Source organism: Gordonia gummivorans, assembly GCF_022513585.1.
Lineage (GTDB): Bacteria > Actinomycetota > Actinomycetes > Mycobacteriales > Mycobacteriaceae > Gordonia.
Map to the genome: position 1 here is coordinate 28,523 of NZ_JAKWBF010000032.1, position 18,025 is coordinate 46,547.

The 18,025-nt window shown below is 66.0% G+C and carries 17 protein-coding genes; 8 read left to right on the top strand and 9 right to left on the bottom strand.

Annotated features, from left to right (window positions below; translation table 11 throughout):
* The first annotated feature begins 121 nt into the window (after positions 1-121).
* A complete protein-coding gene (gene fadD8, locus MKW15_RS19865) occupies positions 122-1,759 on the top strand; it encodes a fatty-acid--CoA ligase FadD8 (protein WP_240861191.1) in 1,638 nt (545 codons plus the stop codon).
* A 43-nt stretch (positions 1,760-1,802) separates the two neighbouring features.
* Entirely contained in the window at positions 1,803-2,099 is a 297-nt protein-coding gene (locus MKW15_RS19870; RefSeq protein ID WP_240861252.1) for a hypothetical protein, read from the top strand.
* 17 nt (positions 2,100-2,116) lie between these two features.
* Here the strand turns inward: MKW15_RS19870 and MKW15_RS19875 are convergent, their stop codons facing one another.
* On the bottom strand, positions 2,117-3,370 hold the full coding sequence (locus MKW15_RS19875) for a cytochrome P450 (RefSeq protein WP_240861193.1): 1,254 nt from the start codon (positions 3,368-3,370) through the stop codon (positions 2,117-2,119).
* Between the two features lie 143 nt (positions 3,371-3,513).
* On the opposite strand from MKW15_RS19875, the gene MKW15_RS19880 reads away from it, so the two are divergent.
* Positions 3,514-4,128, top strand: coding sequence for a TetR/AcrR family transcriptional regulator (locus tag MKW15_RS19880; RefSeq protein ID WP_240861195.1), 615 nt, complete (start codon positions 3,514-3,516; stop codon positions 4,126-4,128).
* Positions 4,129-4,134: 6 nt separating this feature from the next.
* Here the strand turns inward: MKW15_RS19880 and MKW15_RS19885 are convergent, their stop codons facing one another.
* Both MKW15_RS19885 and MKW15_RS19890 read right to left on the bottom strand, forming a co-directional pair.
* On the bottom strand, positions 4,135-4,644 hold the full coding sequence (locus MKW15_RS19885; RefSeq protein WP_240861197.1) for a nitroreductase family deazaflavin-dependent oxidoreductase: 510 nt from the start codon (positions 4,642-4,644) through the stop codon (positions 4,135-4,137).
* A gap of 2 nt (positions 4,645-4,646) precedes the next feature.
* On the bottom strand, positions 4,647-5,810 hold the full coding sequence (locus MKW15_RS19890; RefSeq protein WP_240861198.1) for a steroid 3-ketoacyl-CoA thiolase: 1,164 nt from the start codon (positions 5,808-5,810) through the stop codon (positions 4,647-4,649).
* A gap of 274 nt (positions 5,811-6,084) precedes the next feature.
* On the opposite strand from MKW15_RS19890, the gene MKW15_RS19895 reads away from it, so the two are divergent.
* From MKW15_RS19895 to MKW15_RS19910, 4 genes are all read left to right on the top strand, one after another.
* The gene (locus MKW15_RS19895) at positions 6,085-7,395 is read left to right on the top strand and encodes a cytochrome P450 (protein ID WP_308221075.1); all 1,311 of its coding nucleotides are present in this window, start codon (positions 6,085-6,087) and stop codon (positions 7,393-7,395) included.
* A 2-nt stretch (positions 7,396-7,397) separates the two neighbouring features.
* Complete coding sequence (locus tag MKW15_RS19900) at positions 7,398-7,847, top strand: nuclear transport factor 2 family protein (RefSeq protein WP_240861200.1); 450 nt, start codon at positions 7,398-7,400, stop codon at positions 7,845-7,847.
* 30 nt (positions 7,848-7,877) lie between these two features.
* Positions 7,878-8,429, top strand: coding sequence for a carboxymuconolactone decarboxylase family protein (locus MKW15_RS19905; protein WP_240861202.1), 552 nt, complete (start codon positions 7,878-7,880; stop codon positions 8,427-8,429).
* 159 nt (positions 8,430-8,588) lie between these two features.
* Positions 8,589-9,581, top strand: a complete 993-nt coding sequence (locus MKW15_RS19910; RefSeq protein WP_240861204.1) for a hypothetical protein — start codon at positions 8,589-8,591, stop codon at positions 9,579-9,581.
* A gap of 112 nt (positions 9,582-9,693) precedes the next feature.
* Here the strand turns inward: MKW15_RS19910 and MKW15_RS19915 are convergent, their stop codons facing one another.
* Genes MKW15_RS19915 through MKW15_RS19925 form a run of 3 tightly spaced genes read right to left on the bottom strand, consistent with a single transcriptional unit; the run spans position 9,694 to position 13,014 of the window.
* Positions 9,694-10,872, bottom strand: a complete 1,179-nt coding sequence (locus MKW15_RS19915; protein ID WP_240861206.1) for a thiolase domain-containing protein — start codon at positions 10,870-10,872, stop codon at positions 9,694-9,696.
* Complete coding sequence (locus MKW15_RS19920) at positions 10,872-11,918, bottom strand: thiolase domain-containing protein (protein WP_240861257.1); 1,047 nt, start codon at positions 11,916-11,918, stop codon at positions 10,872-10,874. The genes MKW15_RS19915 and MKW15_RS19920 overlap by 1 nt, the downstream gene beginning before the upstream one ends.
* A 16-nt stretch (positions 11,919-11,934) precedes the next feature.
* Positions 11,935-13,014 (bottom strand): Zn-ribbon domain-containing OB-fold protein, encoded by a 1,080-nt coding sequence (locus MKW15_RS19925; protein ID WP_240861260.1) that lies wholly within the window; start codon positions 13,012-13,014, stop codon positions 11,935-11,937.
* Positions 13,015-13,148: 134 nt separating this feature from the next.
* On the opposite strand from MKW15_RS19925, the gene MKW15_RS19930 reads away from it, so the two are divergent.
* On the top strand, positions 13,149-14,186 hold the full coding sequence (locus tag MKW15_RS19930) for an LLM class F420-dependent oxidoreductase (protein ID WP_240861262.1): 1,038 nt from the start codon (positions 13,149-13,151) through the stop codon (positions 14,184-14,186).
* Between the two features lie 366 nt (positions 14,187-14,552).
* Here the strand turns inward: MKW15_RS19930 and MKW15_RS19935 are convergent, their stop codons facing one another.
* From MKW15_RS19935 to MKW15_RS19945, 3 genes are all read right to left on the bottom strand, one after another.
* Positions 14,553-16,028, bottom strand: coding sequence for a cytochrome P450 (locus MKW15_RS19935; protein ID WP_240861208.1), 1,476 nt, complete (start codon positions 16,026-16,028; stop codon positions 14,553-14,555).
* Positions 16,029-16,128: 100 nt separating this feature from the next.
* Positions 16,129-17,130 (bottom strand): TIGR03617 family F420-dependent LLM class oxidoreductase, encoded by a 1,002-nt coding sequence (locus MKW15_RS19940; protein ID WP_240861210.1) that lies wholly within the window; start codon positions 17,128-17,130, stop codon positions 16,129-16,131.
* 10 nt (positions 17,131-17,140) lie between these two features.
* On the bottom strand, positions 17,141-17,962 hold the full coding sequence (locus tag MKW15_RS19945) for a crotonase/enoyl-CoA hydratase family protein (protein ID WP_240861212.1): 822 nt from the start codon (positions 17,960-17,962) through the stop codon (positions 17,141-17,143).
* Positions 17,963-18,025: the final 63 nt, after the last annotated feature.

Genomic DNA, 18,025 nt, shown 5'->3' on the forward strand with positions numbered 1-18,025 from the left:
CACACCGTGTGGCTGAAGTGAAACAGGTTCTACTTTCATTGAATTTCGCATATGTGCATGTGAAACCGGATATCGAGCGGATGTGCTTCCCTCAAGTTGCAACACGTCCTAGTGTGGACCCATGACCGACGTTCAGCAGACCTCCGACTTCGACCATCTCCGCGGCGGCACCCACATGGGCGACCTGATGGTCGCTGCGCTTCGCCGCCACGCCGACCGCAAGGTACTCGTCCTCGGCGACACCGAGATGACCGGCGGCGAGATGGCCGCCGCGGTCAGCCGCTACATCCAGGCGTTCGAGGCGCTCGGCGCGGGCACCGGCACCGCCGTCGGTCTCCTCGCCCTCAACCGGCCGGAGGTGCTGTTCGTCATCGGGGCCGGCCAGACACAGGGCTGGCGACGAACCGCGCTGCATCCGCTCGGCTCGCTCGACGACCACGCCTACGTCCTCTCCGACGCCGGCGTCACCACTCTGGTCATCGACCCGGTGCCGACGTTCGTGGAGCGGGCCGTCGCCTTGCTCGAGCGCGTCGACGGCCTCAAGCAGATCCTGACCCTGGGTCCGGTGCCCGAGGCGCTCGCCGGCCAGGGCCGCGACGTGATCGCCGAGGCCGACACCTATCAGCCCAAGCCGCTGGTGTCCGCGCCGCTGCCGCCCGAACATGTCGTGTCGATCACCTACACCGGCGGAACCACCGGAAAACCCAAGGGCGTCATCGGAACTGCCCGCGCGATGGCCACCATGACGCAGATCCAACTGGCCGAATGGGAATGGCCCGAACACCCCCGATTCCTGCTGTGCACCCCGCTCTCACACGCGGGCGCAGCCTTCTTCATCCCCACCCTGATGAAGGGCGGGTCGATGGTGGTGCTGTCGAAGTTCGATCCCGCCGAGGTGCTGCGCACCATCGAAGAACAGAAGATCACCGCGACGATGCTGGTGCCGTCGATGCTGTACGCGCTGATGGATCATCCCGACTCGCGCACGCGGGATCTGTCGTCGCTGGAGACCGTGTATTATGGTGCGTCGCCGATCAATCCGGTCCGGTTGGCCGAGGCGATCGAGCGGTTCGGGCCGATCTTCGCCCAGTACTACGGGCAGTCCGAGGCGCCCATGGTGATCAGCTATCTGCCCAAGGACGCCCATCCCCGCAAGGGCCAGGATCAGCGCCGGCTCAGCAGTTGCGGTCGTCCGTCGGCCTTCCTGCGCACGGCCCTTCTGGGGCCCGACGACAAGCCGGTCGCGCAGGGTGAACCCGGCGAGATCTGCGTCGCGGGACCGCTGTTGGCCGGCGGATATCTCGGTCTGCCCGAACAGACCGCCGACACCTTCCGCGACGGCTGGCTGCGCACCGGCGACGTCGCTCGCGAAGACACGGACGGCTACTGGTACATCGTCGACCGCACCAAGGACATGATCGTCACCGGTGGCTTCAACGTGTTCCCGCGTGAGGTGGAAGACGTTGTCGCCGAACATCCTTCGGTGGGTCAGGTGGGAGTGATCGGGGTGCCCGACGAGAAGTGGGGCGAGGCCGTCACAGCGGTCGTCGTGCTGCGGGCCGACGCGGAGTCCGACGACGCGGCCAAGGCTCGCGTCACCGAGCAGATCCAGGCCGCGGTCAAGGAACGCAAGGGCGCGGTGCAGTCACCCAAGCAGGTCATCTTCGCCGACGCACTGCCGCTGACCGCACTGGGCAAGCCCGACAAGAAGGCGCTGCGCGCCCAGTACTGGGCCGGTAACGACCGCGGCGTCGGATGAGTTGAGTTCATGCCCACTATCGAACTAGAGTTCGATAGTGGGCATGAAGGCGATCGGTGGTGACAACGGCCAGCGGCACGGTCAGGTCTACTACCCGGTGGGCCACCGGGCCGTTCTCATCGACCTGTCTGCGCTGTTCCCGACGCCACCGCACTTCGTGGGGCGCTACCAGCCCGACGGCCTGCAGATCCGCGCCGTGCAGACCGCCGTTCTCACCGCTTGGATGCGGGATGAGTGGGGCTACTTCTTCGGCCGGGTCTCCTACACCGTCAAGGCCAAGGGGCGCGAGGAGAGGGTGACGCACTGGGTGCCGGCGTGGGCGCTGAAGCCGGCGGCCTGAGTCCCCTCCCGCCGGCCTCAGGCGACCGGGCAGCCGTAGCGGACGTCGAGTTCCTTGACGCCGTTGAGCCACCCCGAGCGCACGCGACGCATGTCGCCGATGCGCGAGATGTCGGGGAGTGTGTCGGCAATCGCGTCGAAGATCAGCCGCAACTCGAGGCGGGCGAGGTTGGCGCCGATGCAGAAGTGTGCGCCGTTTCCACCGAAAGCCAGGTGCGGGTTGGGATCTCGGGAGATGTTGAAGGTGAACGGATCGTCGAAGACGTCCTCGTCGTAGTTGGCGGAGCTGTAGAACAGGCCGACCCGTTGGCCTTCGGCGATCTCCACGCCACCGACTGTGGTGTCGGACAGGGCGGTTCGCTGGAAGGCGTGCACCGGGGTGGCCCACCGGAGGATCTCGTCGACGGTGGTCGCGGGCCGTTCGCGTTTGAACAGTTCCCATTGGTCGGGGTGATCGAAGAAGGCGTTCATCCCGTGGGTGGTGGCGTTGCGAGTGGTCTCGTTGCCCGCGGTGATGAGCAGGATGACGAAGAAGCCGAACTCCAACTCGTTCAAGGCTTCACCGTCGATGTCGGCCTGCACGAGGGTCGTGACGATGTCGTCGGTCGGGTTCTTGCGACGTTCTTCGGCCATGTTGTAGGCGTAGCCGAGCAACTCGGCGTTCGCGGTGGCCGGGTCGATGGACTGATCCGGATCGTCGCTGTTGATGATCGCGTCGACGAGCAGGTGAATCCGCGCGCGGTCGGGTTCGGGGACGCCGATCAAGTCCAGGATCGCCTGCAGGGGCAGGTGGATCGCGACGTCGTCGACGAAGTTGCCGTCGGCCTTCGCGGCGGCGTCGGTCACGATGCGCGCCGCCGACTCCTTCAGTCGTTCATGAAGGGCGCCAACTGCTTTGGGGGTGAAGATCCGCGACACGATCTTGCGCAGCCGAGTGTGCTCGGGCGGATCGTGATTGATCAGGAGCGCTTTGGTGAACTCGATCTGGTCCGAGGTGACGTACTCCGGTAGCCGGATGATCGCGCCGTTGGCGTTGGTCGACCACACCTGGCTGTTCTTCGAGATCTCGCGCACGTGAGCGTGTTTGGAGATGACCCAGTACCCACCGTCGTGGAAACCGCCGCCGGTTCCGGGCAACTGCTCGTTCCACCACACGGGTTCGGTGCGGCGCAGTTGGGCGAACTCGGCGATGGGCATCCCGTGCTCGATCAGGTCGGGGTCGGTGAAGTCGAATCCCTTGCGGAACGGACACACCTCGGTCGGTGCGGTCATATGGCTTCCTTCGAGGTCGGAACGCGCGCGTCGTCGTGCTGTGCGCGTTGTCACACCACCATACACCAAGCCTCAATGCGTATGGTCGATCGGACCGCGATGTCTACCGGAGAGTAGGTGTCGTGGTGACGTAGGGTCGTCTGGTGCGTACGCATGGATGGGGCGGCCGTGTTCCCGTCAACGACGAGGAGGCGGTGGCGCGGATCCTGGCCGCCACCCGCCTGACAATCGACCGGCGTGGGGCCGCGACGAGTCTGGCCGACGTTGCCCGTGAACTCGGTGTCACACGTCAGACCGTGTACCGCTACTTCGGCGGGACCGACGAACTTCTCGCGGCCACGGCGGTCGACGCCGTCGAGGGACTGCTCGAACGCATGACGGCCCGCCTGCGCGGGATCTCCGAGCCCGACACCGCGATCGTCGAGGGCATCGCCGGGGTGCTCGAGGAACTCGTCACCGACAACTATGTCGGCCTGCTCCTACGGGCCGACAGGTTGAGCATCCCCGTCGTGGGTGAGTTCACCTCCGACCTCGCTCGTCAGTTCGCGGGTTCGGTGGTGGGGCGGTTCGACGTCGACTGGGCGAGCGCGGGCTATGGCGCGGACGAGCTGGACATCATCACCGAGATCGTGCTGCGCACGCTGCAGTCGATGGTTCTCGATCCGGGAGCTCCGCCCCGATCCGGTCCGGAGTTGCGGACGTTCCTGGATTCCTGGGCGGGCGCCGCGGTCCGGGAGCTGTCCCGCAACCGGCGCTGAGAGCGGTCAGCGCGGTTCGCAGATCACCACCGGGATGATGCGTTTGGTGGGTGCCTGATCGGTCCACGCGGCGTACGTGTCGTAGTCGGCATAGACATTCACCAGTTCGGGCCACAACTCGGCACGTTCGGTGTCGGAGGCGACGCGGGCGCGCAGATCGAACGTCTTCTTGCCCACTTGAATCGAAACATCGGGATTGTCACGCAGATTCAGATACCACGCCGGGTGGGTGGCGCTGCCGCCCTGCGAGGCGACAACCACGAACGCGTCGCCGCGTCGTAGGTAGATCAGCGGTGCGGTGCGCGGCTTGCCACTCTTGCGGCCGATGGTCGTCAGCAGGCAGACCGGTGCCGGTTTGTGCAGTCCGGCGCCCACCCGCCACGTGCCGCCGAGCCGTCCGCCGGTCGCCTTGTACATCGCCGTGTTGGCCCGCGAGCCCAGCTTGATCAGACGTGAGACAAACGGCGAGTCAAGCTGTTTGGGCCGGCTGTCGGGGTCGAAGGCCGACTTCGCCATGCTCAGATCCGCTCGAGGATGGTGCCGGTTGCCAGTGCGCCGCCCGCGCACATGGTGACCAGGGCGGTCTGCGAGTCGCTGCGTTCGAGCTCGTGCAGGGCCGTGGTGATGAGGCGAGATCCGGTGCTGCCCACCGGATGTCCGAGTGCGATGGCACCGCCGTTGACGTTGACCTTGTCCATGTCAGCGCCGTGGACGCGCGCCCAGCTGAGCACCACGGATGCGAACGCCTCGTTGATCTCGACGATGTCGATGTCGGACAACGACATTCCCGACTTCGCCAGTACCCGCTCGGTGGCCTGCACCGGGCCGTCGAGGTGATAATGCGGTTCGGCGCCGACCAGTGCCTGGGCCTTGATCCGGGCGCGCGGAGTGAGTCCCAGGGCCCGTGCCTTGGCCTCGTCCATGATGAGGACTGCGGCCGCGCCGTCGGAGATCTGCGACGACGTCCCGGCCGTGTGGATGCCGCCTTCGATCACCGGCTTCAGCGCCGCAAGGGATTCCGGCGTCGTGTCGCGGAGTCCCTGGTCGCGGTTGACGTCGATGATGTTGCCGGTGAGTTCGCCCTCGCGGGTGCGTTCGGGCGCCTTGAAGGTGAGCACTTCGCGGTCGAATCGTCCTTCGTCCCATGCGCGACGCGCGCGCTGCTGGCTCCGAACGCCGAGTTCGTCGACGTCGGCGCGGGTGATGCCGCGGCGCTGCGCGATCCGCTCGGCGGCGGTGAACTGGTCGGGCATGTCGACCTGCCAGGATTCGGCGTGATACGGCCCGGCCTGGGTTCCGACGTTGGCGCCGAGTGCGGCCTGCGACATCATCTCGATCCCGCAGGCAATGCCGACATCGATCGCGTCTGTCGCGATGAGTCCGGCGATCAGGTGATTGGCCTGCTGCGCCGATCCGCACTGGCAGTCGATGGTGGTGGCGCCCGTCGTTTCGGGAAGGCCCGCCGAGAGCCAGCCCTTGCGGGTGACGTTCCCGGCCTGCGCGCCCGCTTGGGTCACACACCCCCCAATGACCTGTTCGACAAGTGCAGGGTCGATGCCGGCCTTCTCGATGAGCCCGCGTTGCGTGATTCCCAACAGCTCTTCGGCGTGTAGGCCGGACAACCAGCCCGCACGTTTGCCGATCGGCGTCCTGGCAGCTTCGACGATCACCGGTACACCCATGCCCAACACCCCTTTGGCTTATTCCACGTGGATACCTAGAAAGTAGAACATGTTCTCGTTCTCGTCCATGGGCCAGGGTCGGAGATGATGGGCGGACCTACTGGAAGCACGTGAGATCAGTTTCAGTTAGAGTGACGGGGACCATAGACCCAGGTCACATTGACAAAACTAGAACAAGTTCTCATTCGTGTTCGCGCGACGGGAATCTATGTGCTTCAATGAGATTTGTAACAGGTTCTAGTCTCAACGAGATCTCACAGCGAGGTGGTGTGACGTGACCCAGGCCCAGAGCGCCCCGATCGGTAGCGAATCGGTGACCGCGGGTGCGAGTGCTTCGGACAGTGTCGCGAAGTGCCCGTTCATGGAGCAGGAGGGGTGGGATTTCACGAATCCGGACCTGCTCGAAAAGGGTATTCCGGTGCAGGAGTTCGCGCAGCTGCGCAAGACCGCGCCGGTCTGGTGGAATGCGCAGGCGCAAGGCAAGGGCGGCGGCTTCCACGACGGTGGCTACTGGGTGATCTCCAAGCACCAGCACATCCGGGAGATCTCCAAGAACAACGCGGATTGGGCGACCGCCACCAACGGCGTCATCATGCGGTTCGACGACGAGATGACCCAGGATCAGCTCGACGTCACCAAGGCGCTGCTGATCAACCACGATCCGCCGGACCACACCCGTCTGCGCAAGCTGGTGTCCAAGGCGTTCACCCCTCGGGCAGTCCACTCGCTCGAAGAGAAGCTCGACGATGCTGCCCGCACCATCGTGAAGGCCGCCGCGGACAAGGGGACCGGTGACTTCGTCCACGACGTGGCCGTCGACCTGCCGCTCCTGGCCATCGCGGACCTGCTCGGTGTGCCCGAGGAGGATCGGACCAAGCTGTTCGACTGGTCGAACAACATGATGAACTACGACGACCCGGAGTTCGGCGTCGATCCGCAGATGGCGTCGGCCGAGATCTTGGGCTACGGCTACAACATGGCCGAGGAACGCCGGAAGAACCCGGTGGAGGATATCGTCAGTGTCCTCGTCAACGCCGACATCGACGGACAGTCGCTCGACGAGGCGGAGTTCGGCTTCTTCTTCATCCTGCTGACCGTGGCAGGCAACGAGACCACGCGAAATGCCATCAGCCACGGCATGAACGCCTTCCTCGACCACCCCGACCAGTGGGAACTGTTCAAGAAGGAACGCCCCGCGACCGCGGTGGACGAGATCGTCCGCTGGGCGACGCCGGTCAACTGCTTCCAGCGCACCGCCAAGAACGACACCCAGGTCGGCGGCGTCGACATCAAGGCCGGTGAACGCGTCGGAATGTTCTACGGCTCAGCCAATTACGACGAGGACGTGTTCGACGACCCGTTCAGCTTCAACGTCTTGCGCGACCCGAACCCGCACGTCGGATTCGGCGGCAACGGCGCACACTTCTGCGTCGGCGCCAACCTGGCCCGCATGGAGATCAACCTGATGTTCAACGCTCTCGCCGATCTGGTGCCCGACATCACCAAGCTCGAGGCGCCGCGTCGTCTGCGTCACGGCTGGATCAACGGCGTCAAGGAACTCCAGGTCGATTACGGGACCAAGTGAGGATGACGGCAACCAGTGATACTCCCGCATACCTGAACATCGATCGTCAGAACCACCCGGCCGTGGTGGCCGGACGACGCTCGCGCGAGTTTGTCGCCACCCGCGACAAGCAGGCGTGGGTGGAGAACTTCGCCGCCGAGGGGTCGGTGGAGGATCCGGTCGGACCGTCGATGTTCGATCCGGAGGGCAAGGGGTTTCACGGTCACGCCGAGATCGCCGACTTCTGGGACAAGTCGATAGCCACCACGGAGAGCATCGACTTCGTCTTCGACGAGGAGATCATCTGCGGCAACGAGGTCGCCTACATCGGGAAGATCGTCACGCACATCGCCGGCCACGTCTCGCAAGCCCGCGGAGTGTTCACCTACCGTGCTGATGACAACGGCAAACTCGTTGCGCTACGCGCATTTTGGGAGGTTGAGGCGACGATCAACTCGGTTCGCCGCGCCTGAGAGGTCCGGGCACGCTGCTACGGTGGAGTGATGCGTGCACTGGATCGGACTCGTGGCTATGTGAAGGCGTTCAGGTCGGCTCGCCGACACCGGGGTGACCTGGTGGGGTGGCTCGGACGCCGGCCGCAGCTGTTGGTCGGCACCGGTGTCTACGAGTCGGCGCTGTTGTTGAGCAACGCGCTGGACCCCAAGCTCAAGGAGCTCGCCGAGCTCAAGACGGCAGGCCTGGTGAGTTGCGAGTTCTGTCTCGACATCGGCTCTGCTCTCGCGCGCAGTTCAGGCGTCACCGAGCGTCAGATCCGGGACCTACCGGTCTTCCGCGACAGCGACGCCTACTCTGCCGTCGAGAAGCTGGTGCTCGCCTACGCCGAGGCCATGACGATCACACCCGCCGTCGGCGATGATCTCGCCGAGGTGCGTCGCGAACTGTCGCAACATCTTTCGGACAAACAGTTGGCGGAGCTGGCTGCCACGATCGCGTGGGAGAACCAGCGCGCGCGGCTCAACCAGGGGCTCGGCGTCCGTCCGACGGGTATGTCCGACGGGGCTGCGTGCGCACTTCCGGAGGCCCGAAAGAAGTAGGGGAAGAAGTTCTTCCCCTAGTCTTGGTGTCCTCCCCGCCAATTTCGCGCGGACGACTCCAACTCCCGCGGACGAATCTCGGGGAAGAAGGTCAAGCCGGTTGTGCACACCTGTGGATAAGCGTCGCTGGACGGCGCGATTGTGGCGCACGATCGGGCGATGACCAACCCCGAAGAGTTCGACTTCCGCACCACACCCACCGACAACCCACTCGTCTTCCGCCGCGACATCGTTCCCAAGGGGACATCCGACTGGGAGATCCGACAAGCTCTGCGCGACAAGACCATCGAGCGTGTCTGGTGGGGAACTTACGTCCGCGTCACCGAGTCCGACGACGAGGATACGATCACCCGTCGCGAGGAGCGGTACCTCGACATGATCCGCGCGGCACTCCGGACCGGCAGGCCGAACAGGTTTCTCAGCCACCAGTCCGCGGCCGCGATGCTCAAGATTCCGTTGCTCCAACCGGATTTGTCGACTGTACATTTCGTCTCTCGACGCTCAGGTCGCACGTCGCCGAACCTGGCAATTCACCAAACCGATGTTCCGGACGAGCATTTGGTCACGATCGACGGTACGACGATGACATCCATCGGTCGCACGGTGTGCGATGTCGCGATGACCGGCACTCCCCGTCAAGCCTTGTGCGCCTTGGACTCCGGCCTCTATCAGGCGAGCCGACGCAATGAGCACATCGATCTCGACGCGATCGCCTCGACGCTGCGTCGCCAACACGGGATCGCCACGCTGCGTGCGGCACTTCCCTTCGCATCGAAAGGGTCCGAGAGCATCGGTGAATCGTTGAGCAAGTGCGTCATCTGCGAGAACCCCAGCATCCCGGAGCCCGAGCTCCAGGTCGAGGTGACCGTTGCCGACGGGTCGGTGAAGCGCTGCGACTTCGGATGGCGCGACGCCGAGGGCCGCGTGCTCGTCGTCGGCGAGTTCGACGGGAAGTTCAAGTACCACCGCGAGTCGGCGGCAAGTGGGCACCGGCTGTCCGAGGAGGTCATCTACGCCGAAAAGCTCCGCGAGGACGCGATTCGGGACTGCGGCATCATCGTTGTCCGGTGGACCTGGGCCGACCTCAGGGACCCGGTCAAGTTCGCCAAGAAGATCATGCAAGCGCTGCAGCGCGCCGGCCTCGTCGCGTGAGCGGCGTCGCCCGGGATTCATCCCCGAGATTCGTCCGTGGGAGTTGGAGCCCTCCCCGCGGAAATAAGCAGGGAGGACACCAAGGGTAGGGGAGGAACTTCTTCCCCTACTTTCAGTGCAGCGGCTTGTCCGCACCCACGAGCCACATCGAGAAGTATTGAGACCCACCGCCGTACGCGTGCCCGAGGGCTTTCCTCGCGTCGGCGACCTGATGATCGCCCGCTTTGCCCATCACCTGGATCGCGGCCTCGGCGAAGCGGATCATGCCCGACGCGCCGATCGGATTCGACGACAGCACACCGCCGGACGGGTTGAAGGGGATCCGACCGCCGATCTCGGTTTCGCCGGCCTCGGTGAGCTTCCAGCCCTCGCCCTCGGGGGTGAAGCCCAGGTTCTCCAGCCACATCGGCTCGAACCACGAGAACGGCACGTACACTTCGGCGGCGTCGATCTCGTCGAGGGGGTTGCTGATGCCGCCGGCCTTCCAGAGTGCCGCTGCCGCATCGCGACCCGCCTGCGGGCTGACGACGTTGCGGTGGGCGTAGGACAGCGGTTCGGTGCGCATCGCGGTGGCGTGAACCCACGCGACCGGATCGCCCGCGGCGACGGCATCGTCGGCGGCCTGCTCGTCACCGATGACCACTGCGCACGCACCGTCCGACGACGGGCAGGTCTCGTCGTAGCGGATCGGATCCCACAGCATCTGTGAGCTCATCACCTTCTCGACGGTCTGATCCGGCTGATGCAGGTGGGCGAGGGGGTTCAACGCGCCGTTACGGCGATCCTTGGCGGCGACCATCGCGCCGACGTGCTCGGGCGCACCCGACTGGCGGATGTAGGAGCGCACGTGTGGGGCGAAGAAGCCGCCCGCACCGGCACCCACCGGCTTGGTGAAGGGAACGGGAATCGACAACGCCCACATGGCATTCGACTCGGACTGCTTCTCCCAGGCGACGGCCAGCACGCGGCGGTGTACGCCGGCGAACACCAGCGACGCGGCGACATTGGCCGTCGACCCGCCGACCGAGCCTGCCGTATGTACACGGATCAGCCGCTTGCCGACCGCGCCGATCGCCTCGGCCATGGCGAGTTCGGGCATCATGGCGCCCTCGAAAAGGTCGGGGGCCTTGCCGATCACGATGGCGTCGATGTCGTCGATGGAGACCTTGGCGTCGGCGAGCGCGGCGTCGATGGCCTCACGGCACATGCCGGCCATCGTGACGTCGTGGCGTTTGGCGACGTATTTGGTCTGCCCGGTCCCGAGTACCGCTGCGCGATTGTTGTGTGCCATCAGTTTTCGTCTCCTGCGGTCTCGGCAGCGAGGGTGACCACCATGTTCTGTTGCAGCAGCGGGCCGCTCGACGCGTGGGCGAGCGCGGTCTGCGCGTTGCCGGTGAGGATCTCGTGTGCCGCGTAGCCGACGCGCTGCAAGCCGGCCGAGAAGAGCGAGTTGCCGGCCAGCGATCCGCCGGATGGGTTGATACGCACGGTCTCCGGCAATTCGAGCGCGTTGCGCACGATCAGCTCCTGATGCGTGTAGGACGCATTGATCTCGGCCACGTCAACGGCTCGGCTCCGGCCGGCAAACGCCGTGTCGCCGGCCAGCTTGGTCGACGGCGACACGGTGAGGTCGCGTGCGCCGAAGTTGGGTGTGTCGATGCGATGGTCCCAACCGGTCACGAAGGCCGGGTTGGCGACGAGCTCGCGGGCCCGACGTTCGCTGGCGATGACGACCGCCGCCGCGGCGTCGGTGTATGGCGCGATGTCGTGGGCGCGCAACGGATTCGCTACGTAGTCGGACGCGAGAAGCTCGTCGACGGAGGCTCCGGTGGTGCGTGCCGCAACGGCGGCCATGTCGGCCTCGGTCCAGACGCCGGCATCGATCCCGGCGCGGGCCTGCAGGGCGCCGAGCGCGCGGGCATCGGGCCACAGTGGCGCGACGGTGTACGGGTCGGTCTGCAGTGCCAAGGTCTGATCCATGTTGCCCGCGGTCGCCTTGCCGAATCCGTAGGCGAGCGCGAGGTCGACCTCGCCGGTGGCGATCTTCACCCACGCCTCGTAGAGCGCCCAGGCGCCGTCCATCTCCACGTGGGACTCGTTGATCGGCGGCATGGCGCCGATCGAGTCGATCGCCGAGATGAACGAGAAGGCACGTCCGGCAAGGTAATCCGACGAGCCGCTGCACCAGAACTCGATGTCGGTGCGGGCGATGCCGAGTTCGGCGTAGAGCTTGTCGAAGCAGGGGATCAGCATTTCGACGCCGTTGGTGGTGCCATGGGTGCCGGCGACGTTGGGGCTGTGCGCGAAGCCGACGATCGCGATGCGGGGCAGGGTCATCAGAGGTGGTCCCTTATCAGAGGTGGTCACGGTAGGTTTCGTAGTCGGCGTCGTCCTCGCCGGTGGGTGCGAAGTGGCTGATGTTGCCGATCGAGTACTCCCACTCCTCTTCGGGCGCCCACACGGCCTTGACGCGCATGCCCATTCGGACGTCGGACGCCTCGCAGTCGAGGATGAGGTGCAGGAAGGGGATGTCGGAGCCGTCGAGCAAGACGTAGGCGGCGACGTAGGGCGGCTTGATCCGCTGGCCCTGGAACGGCACGTTGACGATGCAGAACGTGGTGACGATGCCGGTGTCGGCGAGTTCGACCCGTTCGACGCTGCGCGCGCCGTCGGCGGGACTGACCCCGCGCGGCGGGAAGTAGACGCGGCCCGCGTCGACGCCGGAACCGATCCGGCTGCCGATCAGCTTGCCCGCCTTGAGTCCTTCGAGGTAGACCGACTCTTCTTCGTTGGCGGAGTGGATGATCTCGGTGGTGATCGGCGTCGTGATGACCACGTTGGTGTCGCCCGAGTCCAACGCCCCGTCGCTGCGCTCGCCCGAGTCCAACGCCCCGTCGCTGCGCTCGCCCGAGTCCAACGCCCCGTCGCTGCGCTCGCCCGAGTCCTCTTCGGTGTTGGCCGGCGCCGTTTCGGTGGCATCGCCGGCAGCGAAGTGTGCGATGTCGTCGATGCGGCCGGTTCGGGCGGAACGCCACACCGCGTGTACCCGCATGCCGGTGGACATCTCGTCGGCGGAGTCGACGGCCACGGCGTGCAGCAGTCCGGTGTCGGCGCCGTCGAGCTTGATCAGGGCCCACGCGAAGGGACGATCGAGGGGCTGGGCGGCGGTGGGTTCCGATTGCCACGTCCACGTGGTCACCGTGCCGACGCTTGCCACATCGACGAGCTCCGACGTCCGCGATCCGGTGGTGGGGTCGAACTCGACGGGCGGTACCGACACGGTGCCGTCGCTGTTCGCCGACCCGACGATCCGCCCGTCCCGCAGGGCCAGCGCGAACTGGCTCAAGACCGGACCGAGGGAACGGGTGTACCCGAAGGAATTCGACAGCGGAGCCGTCAGGATCGGCGATTTCGGTTCTTCGACAACGGCCACAGGCGACGCATGGCCAGGCGAGGTGGTTGCGCTGATGCTCACACCAACGAGTAGAACACGTTCTAGTATTGGGCACAAGGTGCACGTCACGGACTCGCCCCGCGGTGTCGGCGAGCAGGATGAACTGGAGAACTGTGAAGCTCGGACTACAGCTCGGATACTGGGGCGCCGACCCCATTCCCAACGCCCCGGAGCTCATCGCGGCCGCCGAACAGAGCGGCTTCGAGGCCGTGTTCACGGCCGAATCGTGGGGCTCGGACGCCTACACCCCGTTGGCGTGGTGGGGTGCCGCGACAACGCGGGTGCGCCTCGGCACGGCGGTGGCCCAGCTGTCCGCACGTCCGCCCACGTCCCTCGCGATGGCCGCGTTGACGCTCGACCATCTGTCCGGCGGCCGCCACATCATCGGGCTGGGCGTGTCGGGTCCGCAGGTGGTCGAAGGCTGGTACGGCCAGCCGTTCGGCAAGCCGTTGGCCCGGACTCGCGACTACGTCCAGGTGGTTCGCGACGTCCTCGCCCGCGAGCAGCGAGTGACCAATCCGGGCGACCACTATCCGTTGCCCTATCCGCCCGATGCGCCCGGATCGACCGGACTGGGCAAGCCGCTCAAGCCGATCACCCACCCGTTGCGCGCCGACATCCCGATCTGGCTGGGCGCCGAAGGGCCGAAGAACGTCGCGCAGACCGCGGAGATCGCCGACGGGTGGCTGGCCATCTTCTTCAGCCTCGGCCTCGCCGATCAATACAACGCCTGGCTCGACGAGGGTTTCGCGCGACCGGGGGCCCGACGCAGCCGGCAGGACTTCGAGGTGGCGGCCACCGCACAGGTCGTCGTCACCGACGACGTCGGATCGGTACTCGACGCCTACCGTCCGTCCACTGCGCTGTATGTGGGCGGAATGGGCGCGAAGGAGAAGAACTTTCACGCCGAACTGTATCGGCGGATGGGGTATGGCGATCAGGTCGACGAGATCGTCGAGCTGTTCCTGGCGGGCCGCAAGGCGGAGGCCATCGCCGCGGTACCCGACGAGATGGTGCGCGAGACGATGATCGTGGGCACCGAAGACGAAGTGCGCCACCAGATCAAGCAGTGGGAGGCTGCGGGCGTCACGATGCTCATGGTCACCGCACGCGACCCCGCGATGATTCGTCAGTTGGCGACGTTGGTGTGAGTTTGAACCTGACACCTCCGTTCGCTCCCTGGGGTCCACCACTGCCGACTTCCGCTGCCTGAGGTGCCTCCGCACCTGGGCTACCCCCGCTGCCTGAGGTGCGACGAGCGCTAGCGAGGAGCCTCGAAGGCCCGGTGAGACAAGGAAAGTCGGCGACCAAGAGGTGAGGTCACCAGGCCTTCGAGGCTCTCGGCTAGCGCCTCGAGCACCTCAGGCAGCGGAGGTGGGCAGCGGGGTAATCCAGGCAGCGGAGGTGGGCAGCGGGGTAATCCAGGCAGCGGAGGTGGGCGGCGGGGTAATCCAGGCCGCGGAGGTGGGCAGTGGAAGGCGGGTCGGGCAGCGGAAGGGCGCCTCGGGAGCGGTCGGCTATCCGGAATGGGTTGCGTGGCTGTGTGATTCGACAGGCTGTGTGGTTGCGCGGCGTCGACGGAGGGTCACAAAGAAGCTTCTGGGCACCATGGTGAGTCGTTCGGTGACGTCGAGTTCGTAGTCGGCGTCGGGGGTGAGGTCGTACCGGTGTACGAGTCGGGCGAGGACGAGAACCGACTCGTGGAGCGCGAATTGCCGTCCGATGCAGGCGCGCATGCCGGTGCCGAAGGGTTTGTAGCTGTGCGCCGGCCGCTTCTTGATCTCTTCGGGAAGGAAGCGGTCGGGGTCGAAGCGTTCGGGTTCGTCCCACACCGCGGGATCGCGGTGTACCTGCCCGAGCATGATCAGTGCCCAGTCGTCGGTGCGCATGGGGTACCGTCCGCCGAGTACGGTGTCGGACAACGGGGTTCGGGAGAACGCCGGCACCGTCGGCCAGATGCGCAGCGACTCGTCGAGGCACCGCCGGATATGACGGAACTTCGACACCTGATCGAAGGTCGGTTCCGCGTCGGGGTCGTCGCCGAGGATCGCGTCGGCTTCCTCCTGTGCGCGGCGAAGGCAGTCCGGGTTGGTGGCCAGGAAGTAGAGGGTGAACGACAGTGCGCCCGAGGTCGTCTCGTGGCCGGCGACGAGAAAGGTCAGGATCTGGTAGCGAATGTTGATCGGGGACAGCCGTTCCCCGGTCTCCGGATGGGCGACGTTGAGCATGATGCCCAACAGATCGTGTTGGGATCGGTCATCGGCCCGGGCGGCGATCAGGTCGTCGAGCAGTTCGTCGGCCCATTCCTGGTCCTTGGCCATCTTGTGACTGAGGAACTTCCCGGCCAGTTTCCCGCCGGGTGCGGTGCGGATACCGCCTTTGCGTCGCGCGGTGGCCAGACCGCGGATCATTGCGCCGACGAACGGATGGGGAGTCGGGCTGGTGAACGACCCGAAATCACGGCTGAAGGCCGACCGGCTGAGGGTTTCCATGGTCAGCTTCGTCATGTCGCGCGTGACGTCGACACGCGAGGTCGGCAGTCCGTCCCAGTACTCGAACAGTTCGCGAGTCACCGCCAGCATGATCTCGTGATACGACCGCATCGACGCCTTGGTGAACGCGGGCATCAAGAGGTCGTGGGCCAGCTGCCAGTTCGGCTCGTCGTTGTACGCCGTGAACAGACCGTCTCCGCCGAACTCGCGTAGCGCGTCGATCGCGGGCGGCAAGGTCTTCTGGAATCGGGTCTCGTCGCACAGTTCGGCGACGAGTTCCGCGGTGGCGACGAAGACGAACTTCTGCCGGAAGATCTTCAGTTCATAGATCTCGCCGAGTTCCTTGCCCAGCGTGAGGACGCTGAGGATCGGGTTGCGCGGATCGGAAACCTCAAGGTCACCGACGATCGGCCGGCGCTTGCCCGGATGGGGGAACTCTTGACCGGACCAGCTGTTACGAAGCCAGTGTGTCCGCGCGGCCTGCGCCAACCTACCTGCCACCGTCGCGCCCCCGTGTCGTCCGCGGCCCCGATACCTTGTCGAGACCGGGCCCTATTATGCCGGGCGTTTGCCCCACTTGTATCCGCTGGTGGCGGACAGATTAGCCGTGAAACGAGGCGCTGACCTCGGCGAGGCACTCGTCGGCCATCGGGAACGGTTGATAGAGGGCCACCCGATCGGCGATTCCTGCAGCTCGCGCGGCGATGGTCGCGGCGACCTCGGCGGGCGTTCCGCGAGTGACGATGGTGTCCAGCAGGCCGTCGTCGACGAGGTCGGCCATCTCGGCCCACCGGCCCTGCTTCGACAACAGGTTGAGCTCGGGCTGCAGGTCGCCGTAGCCGTGCAGGTCGAGGACGGGGCGGTAGGCCGGCGTCGAACCGTAGAAGGAGAGTAGTCGGCGTGCCGCGGCGACGGCCACGTCGTACTCGGCCTCGTCGCGGCCGGTTGCGACGATGATCTCGGGGATCACCGTGAACTCGGATCGCGTCCGCCCGGACGCCGCGAGGCCGGCGGCGACGAGGGGCATGACGGACTCTCGGACAAATCGATCGCTGGTGAACGGCATGATCAGCAGTCCGTCGCAGTGCGTGGCGACCGCCCGGGTCAGTCGCGGCCCGAGCGCGCCGACGTAGATCGGTGGCGGGCCGTACGGATTGGGGCCCGGGTTGAACGCCGGGGTCATCAGGCGGTGCCGGTAGAAACGACCATCGACGTCGAGGCGGGTACCGGAACTCCAGCAGTCGAAGATGGCCCGCAACGCTGCGACGAACTCGACCATCCGGTCGACGGGGTGGTCGAACTCGGCGCCGAACCGCTTCTCGATCTGCGGGCGAATCTGGGTGCCGAGACCCAGCGTGAAGCGCCCGCCGGAGATGAGTTGCAGGTCGTTGGCCTGGTGCGCGACGTGAATCGGGTTGCGCGGGAATGCGATCGCCACATTGGTGAGAAGGCTGACCGGTGCCGCGCCGGCGGCCAGGATCAAGGGCGTGAAGACGTCGTGCGGTCCTTCGAACGTGAACACGCCGTCGATGCCTGCACTATGGAGTGCGGCGGTGCGTTCGGCGGCGTTCTGCGGGCCGAAGAGCGCCGTGAGGAGTCGCACGACCCGGTGCTCACTCGCCGGTGAAGACCGGCTTTTCCTTGTTGGCGAAGGCGCGCGGCCCCACCTTGGCGTCCTTGCTCTTGAACACCGCGATGCCGAGCTTGGATTCGATCTCGAAGGCGTCGAGCTCGTGGAGACCCTCGGTGTCGCGCATGGTCTTGAGGATGGCCTGGACCGCCAGCGGCCCGTTGCCCGCGATGGTCTCCGCGATGTCGAGTGCGGTGTCGAGGGCGGTCCCGTCGGGGACGACGTAGCCGATGAGGCCGTACTCCTTGGCCTCGGCCGCGGTGATGTGGCGTCCGGTGAGCAACAGGTCGGCGGCGATGGTGTACGGGATCTGCCGAGGGAGCCGAACGGCGCTGCCGCCCAACGGGAACAGGCCCCATCGTGCCTCCGCGACACCGAATTTCGCGGTCTCGCCGGCGACGCGGATGTCGGTGCCCTGCAGGATCTCGGTACCACCGGCGATGGCGGGGCCCTCGACCGCCGCGATCAACGGCTTGGTGAGCCGACGACCCTTGAGCAGGGCCGGCAGCGCTGCCGGATTCCAGGTGCCCTGATCGACGGTGTCACCTGGCGCGTTCTTCGACATGGCCTTCAGGTCCATGCCCGCGCAGAAAGCGCCGCCGGCTCCGGTGAGGATCGCGACCCGGATGTCCGGGTCGTTGTCGACGCGATCCCAGGCCTCCACCATGATGCTCATCATCTCGGCCGACAGCGCGTTGCGCGCTTCCGGCCGGTTCATGGTGACGATCAGTACGTGGCCGCGCTTCTCGACCAGGCAGTGCGGGGCGTGGTCGGTGTCGGCGGTGGAGTCGGTGAGTGCGGTCATCGTCGTCTCCTGGAAATCGCGTGAAACAGCAGCTTGCCGAAAACGATAACACGTTCTAATTTT

Bases quoted from the DNA above. Each gene is read 5' to 3' on its own strand.
- MKW15_RS19870 (WP_240861252.1), top strand. From the start codon at position 1,803: ATGAAGGCGATCGGTGGTGACAACGGCCAGCGGCACGGTCAGGTCTAC.
- MKW15_RS19920 (WP_240861257.1), bottom strand. From the start codon at position 11,918: ATGACCCTGCCCCGCATCGCGATCGTCGGCTTCGCGCACAGCCCCAAC.
- MKW15_RS19915 (WP_240861206.1), bottom strand. From the start codon at position 10,872: ATGGCACACAACAATCGCGCAGCGGTACTCGGGACCGGGCAGACCAAA.
- MKW15_RS19945 (WP_240861212.1), bottom strand. From the start codon at position 17,962: ATGACCGCACTCACCGACTCCACCGCCGACACCGACCACGCCCCGCAC.
- MKW15_RS19900 (WP_240861200.1), top strand. From the start codon at position 7,398: ATGACGGCAACCAGTGATACTCCCGCATACCTGAACATCGATCGTCAG.
- MKW15_RS19890 (WP_240861198.1), bottom strand. From the start codon at position 5,810: ATGGGTGTACCGGTGATCGTCGAAGCTGCCAGGACGCCGATCGGCAAA.
- MKW15_RS19875 (WP_240861193.1), bottom strand. From the start codon at position 3,370: ATGACCGCACCGACCGAGGTGTGTCCGTTCCGCAAGGGATTCGACTTC.
- MKW15_RS19905 (WP_240861202.1), top strand. From the start codon at position 7,878: ATGCGTGCACTGGATCGGACTCGTGGCTATGTGAAGGCGTTCAGGTCG.
- MKW15_RS19885 (WP_240861197.1), bottom strand. From the start codon at position 4,644: ATGGCGAAGTCGGCCTTCGACCCCGACAGCCGGCCCAAACAGCTTGAC.
- MKW15_RS19910 (WP_240861204.1), top strand. From the start codon at position 8,589: ATGACCAACCCCGAAGAGTTCGACTTCCGCACCACACCCACCGACAAC.
- fadD8 (WP_240861191.1), top strand. From the start codon at position 122: ATGACCGACGTTCAGCAGACCTCCGACTTCGACCATCTCCGCGGCGGC.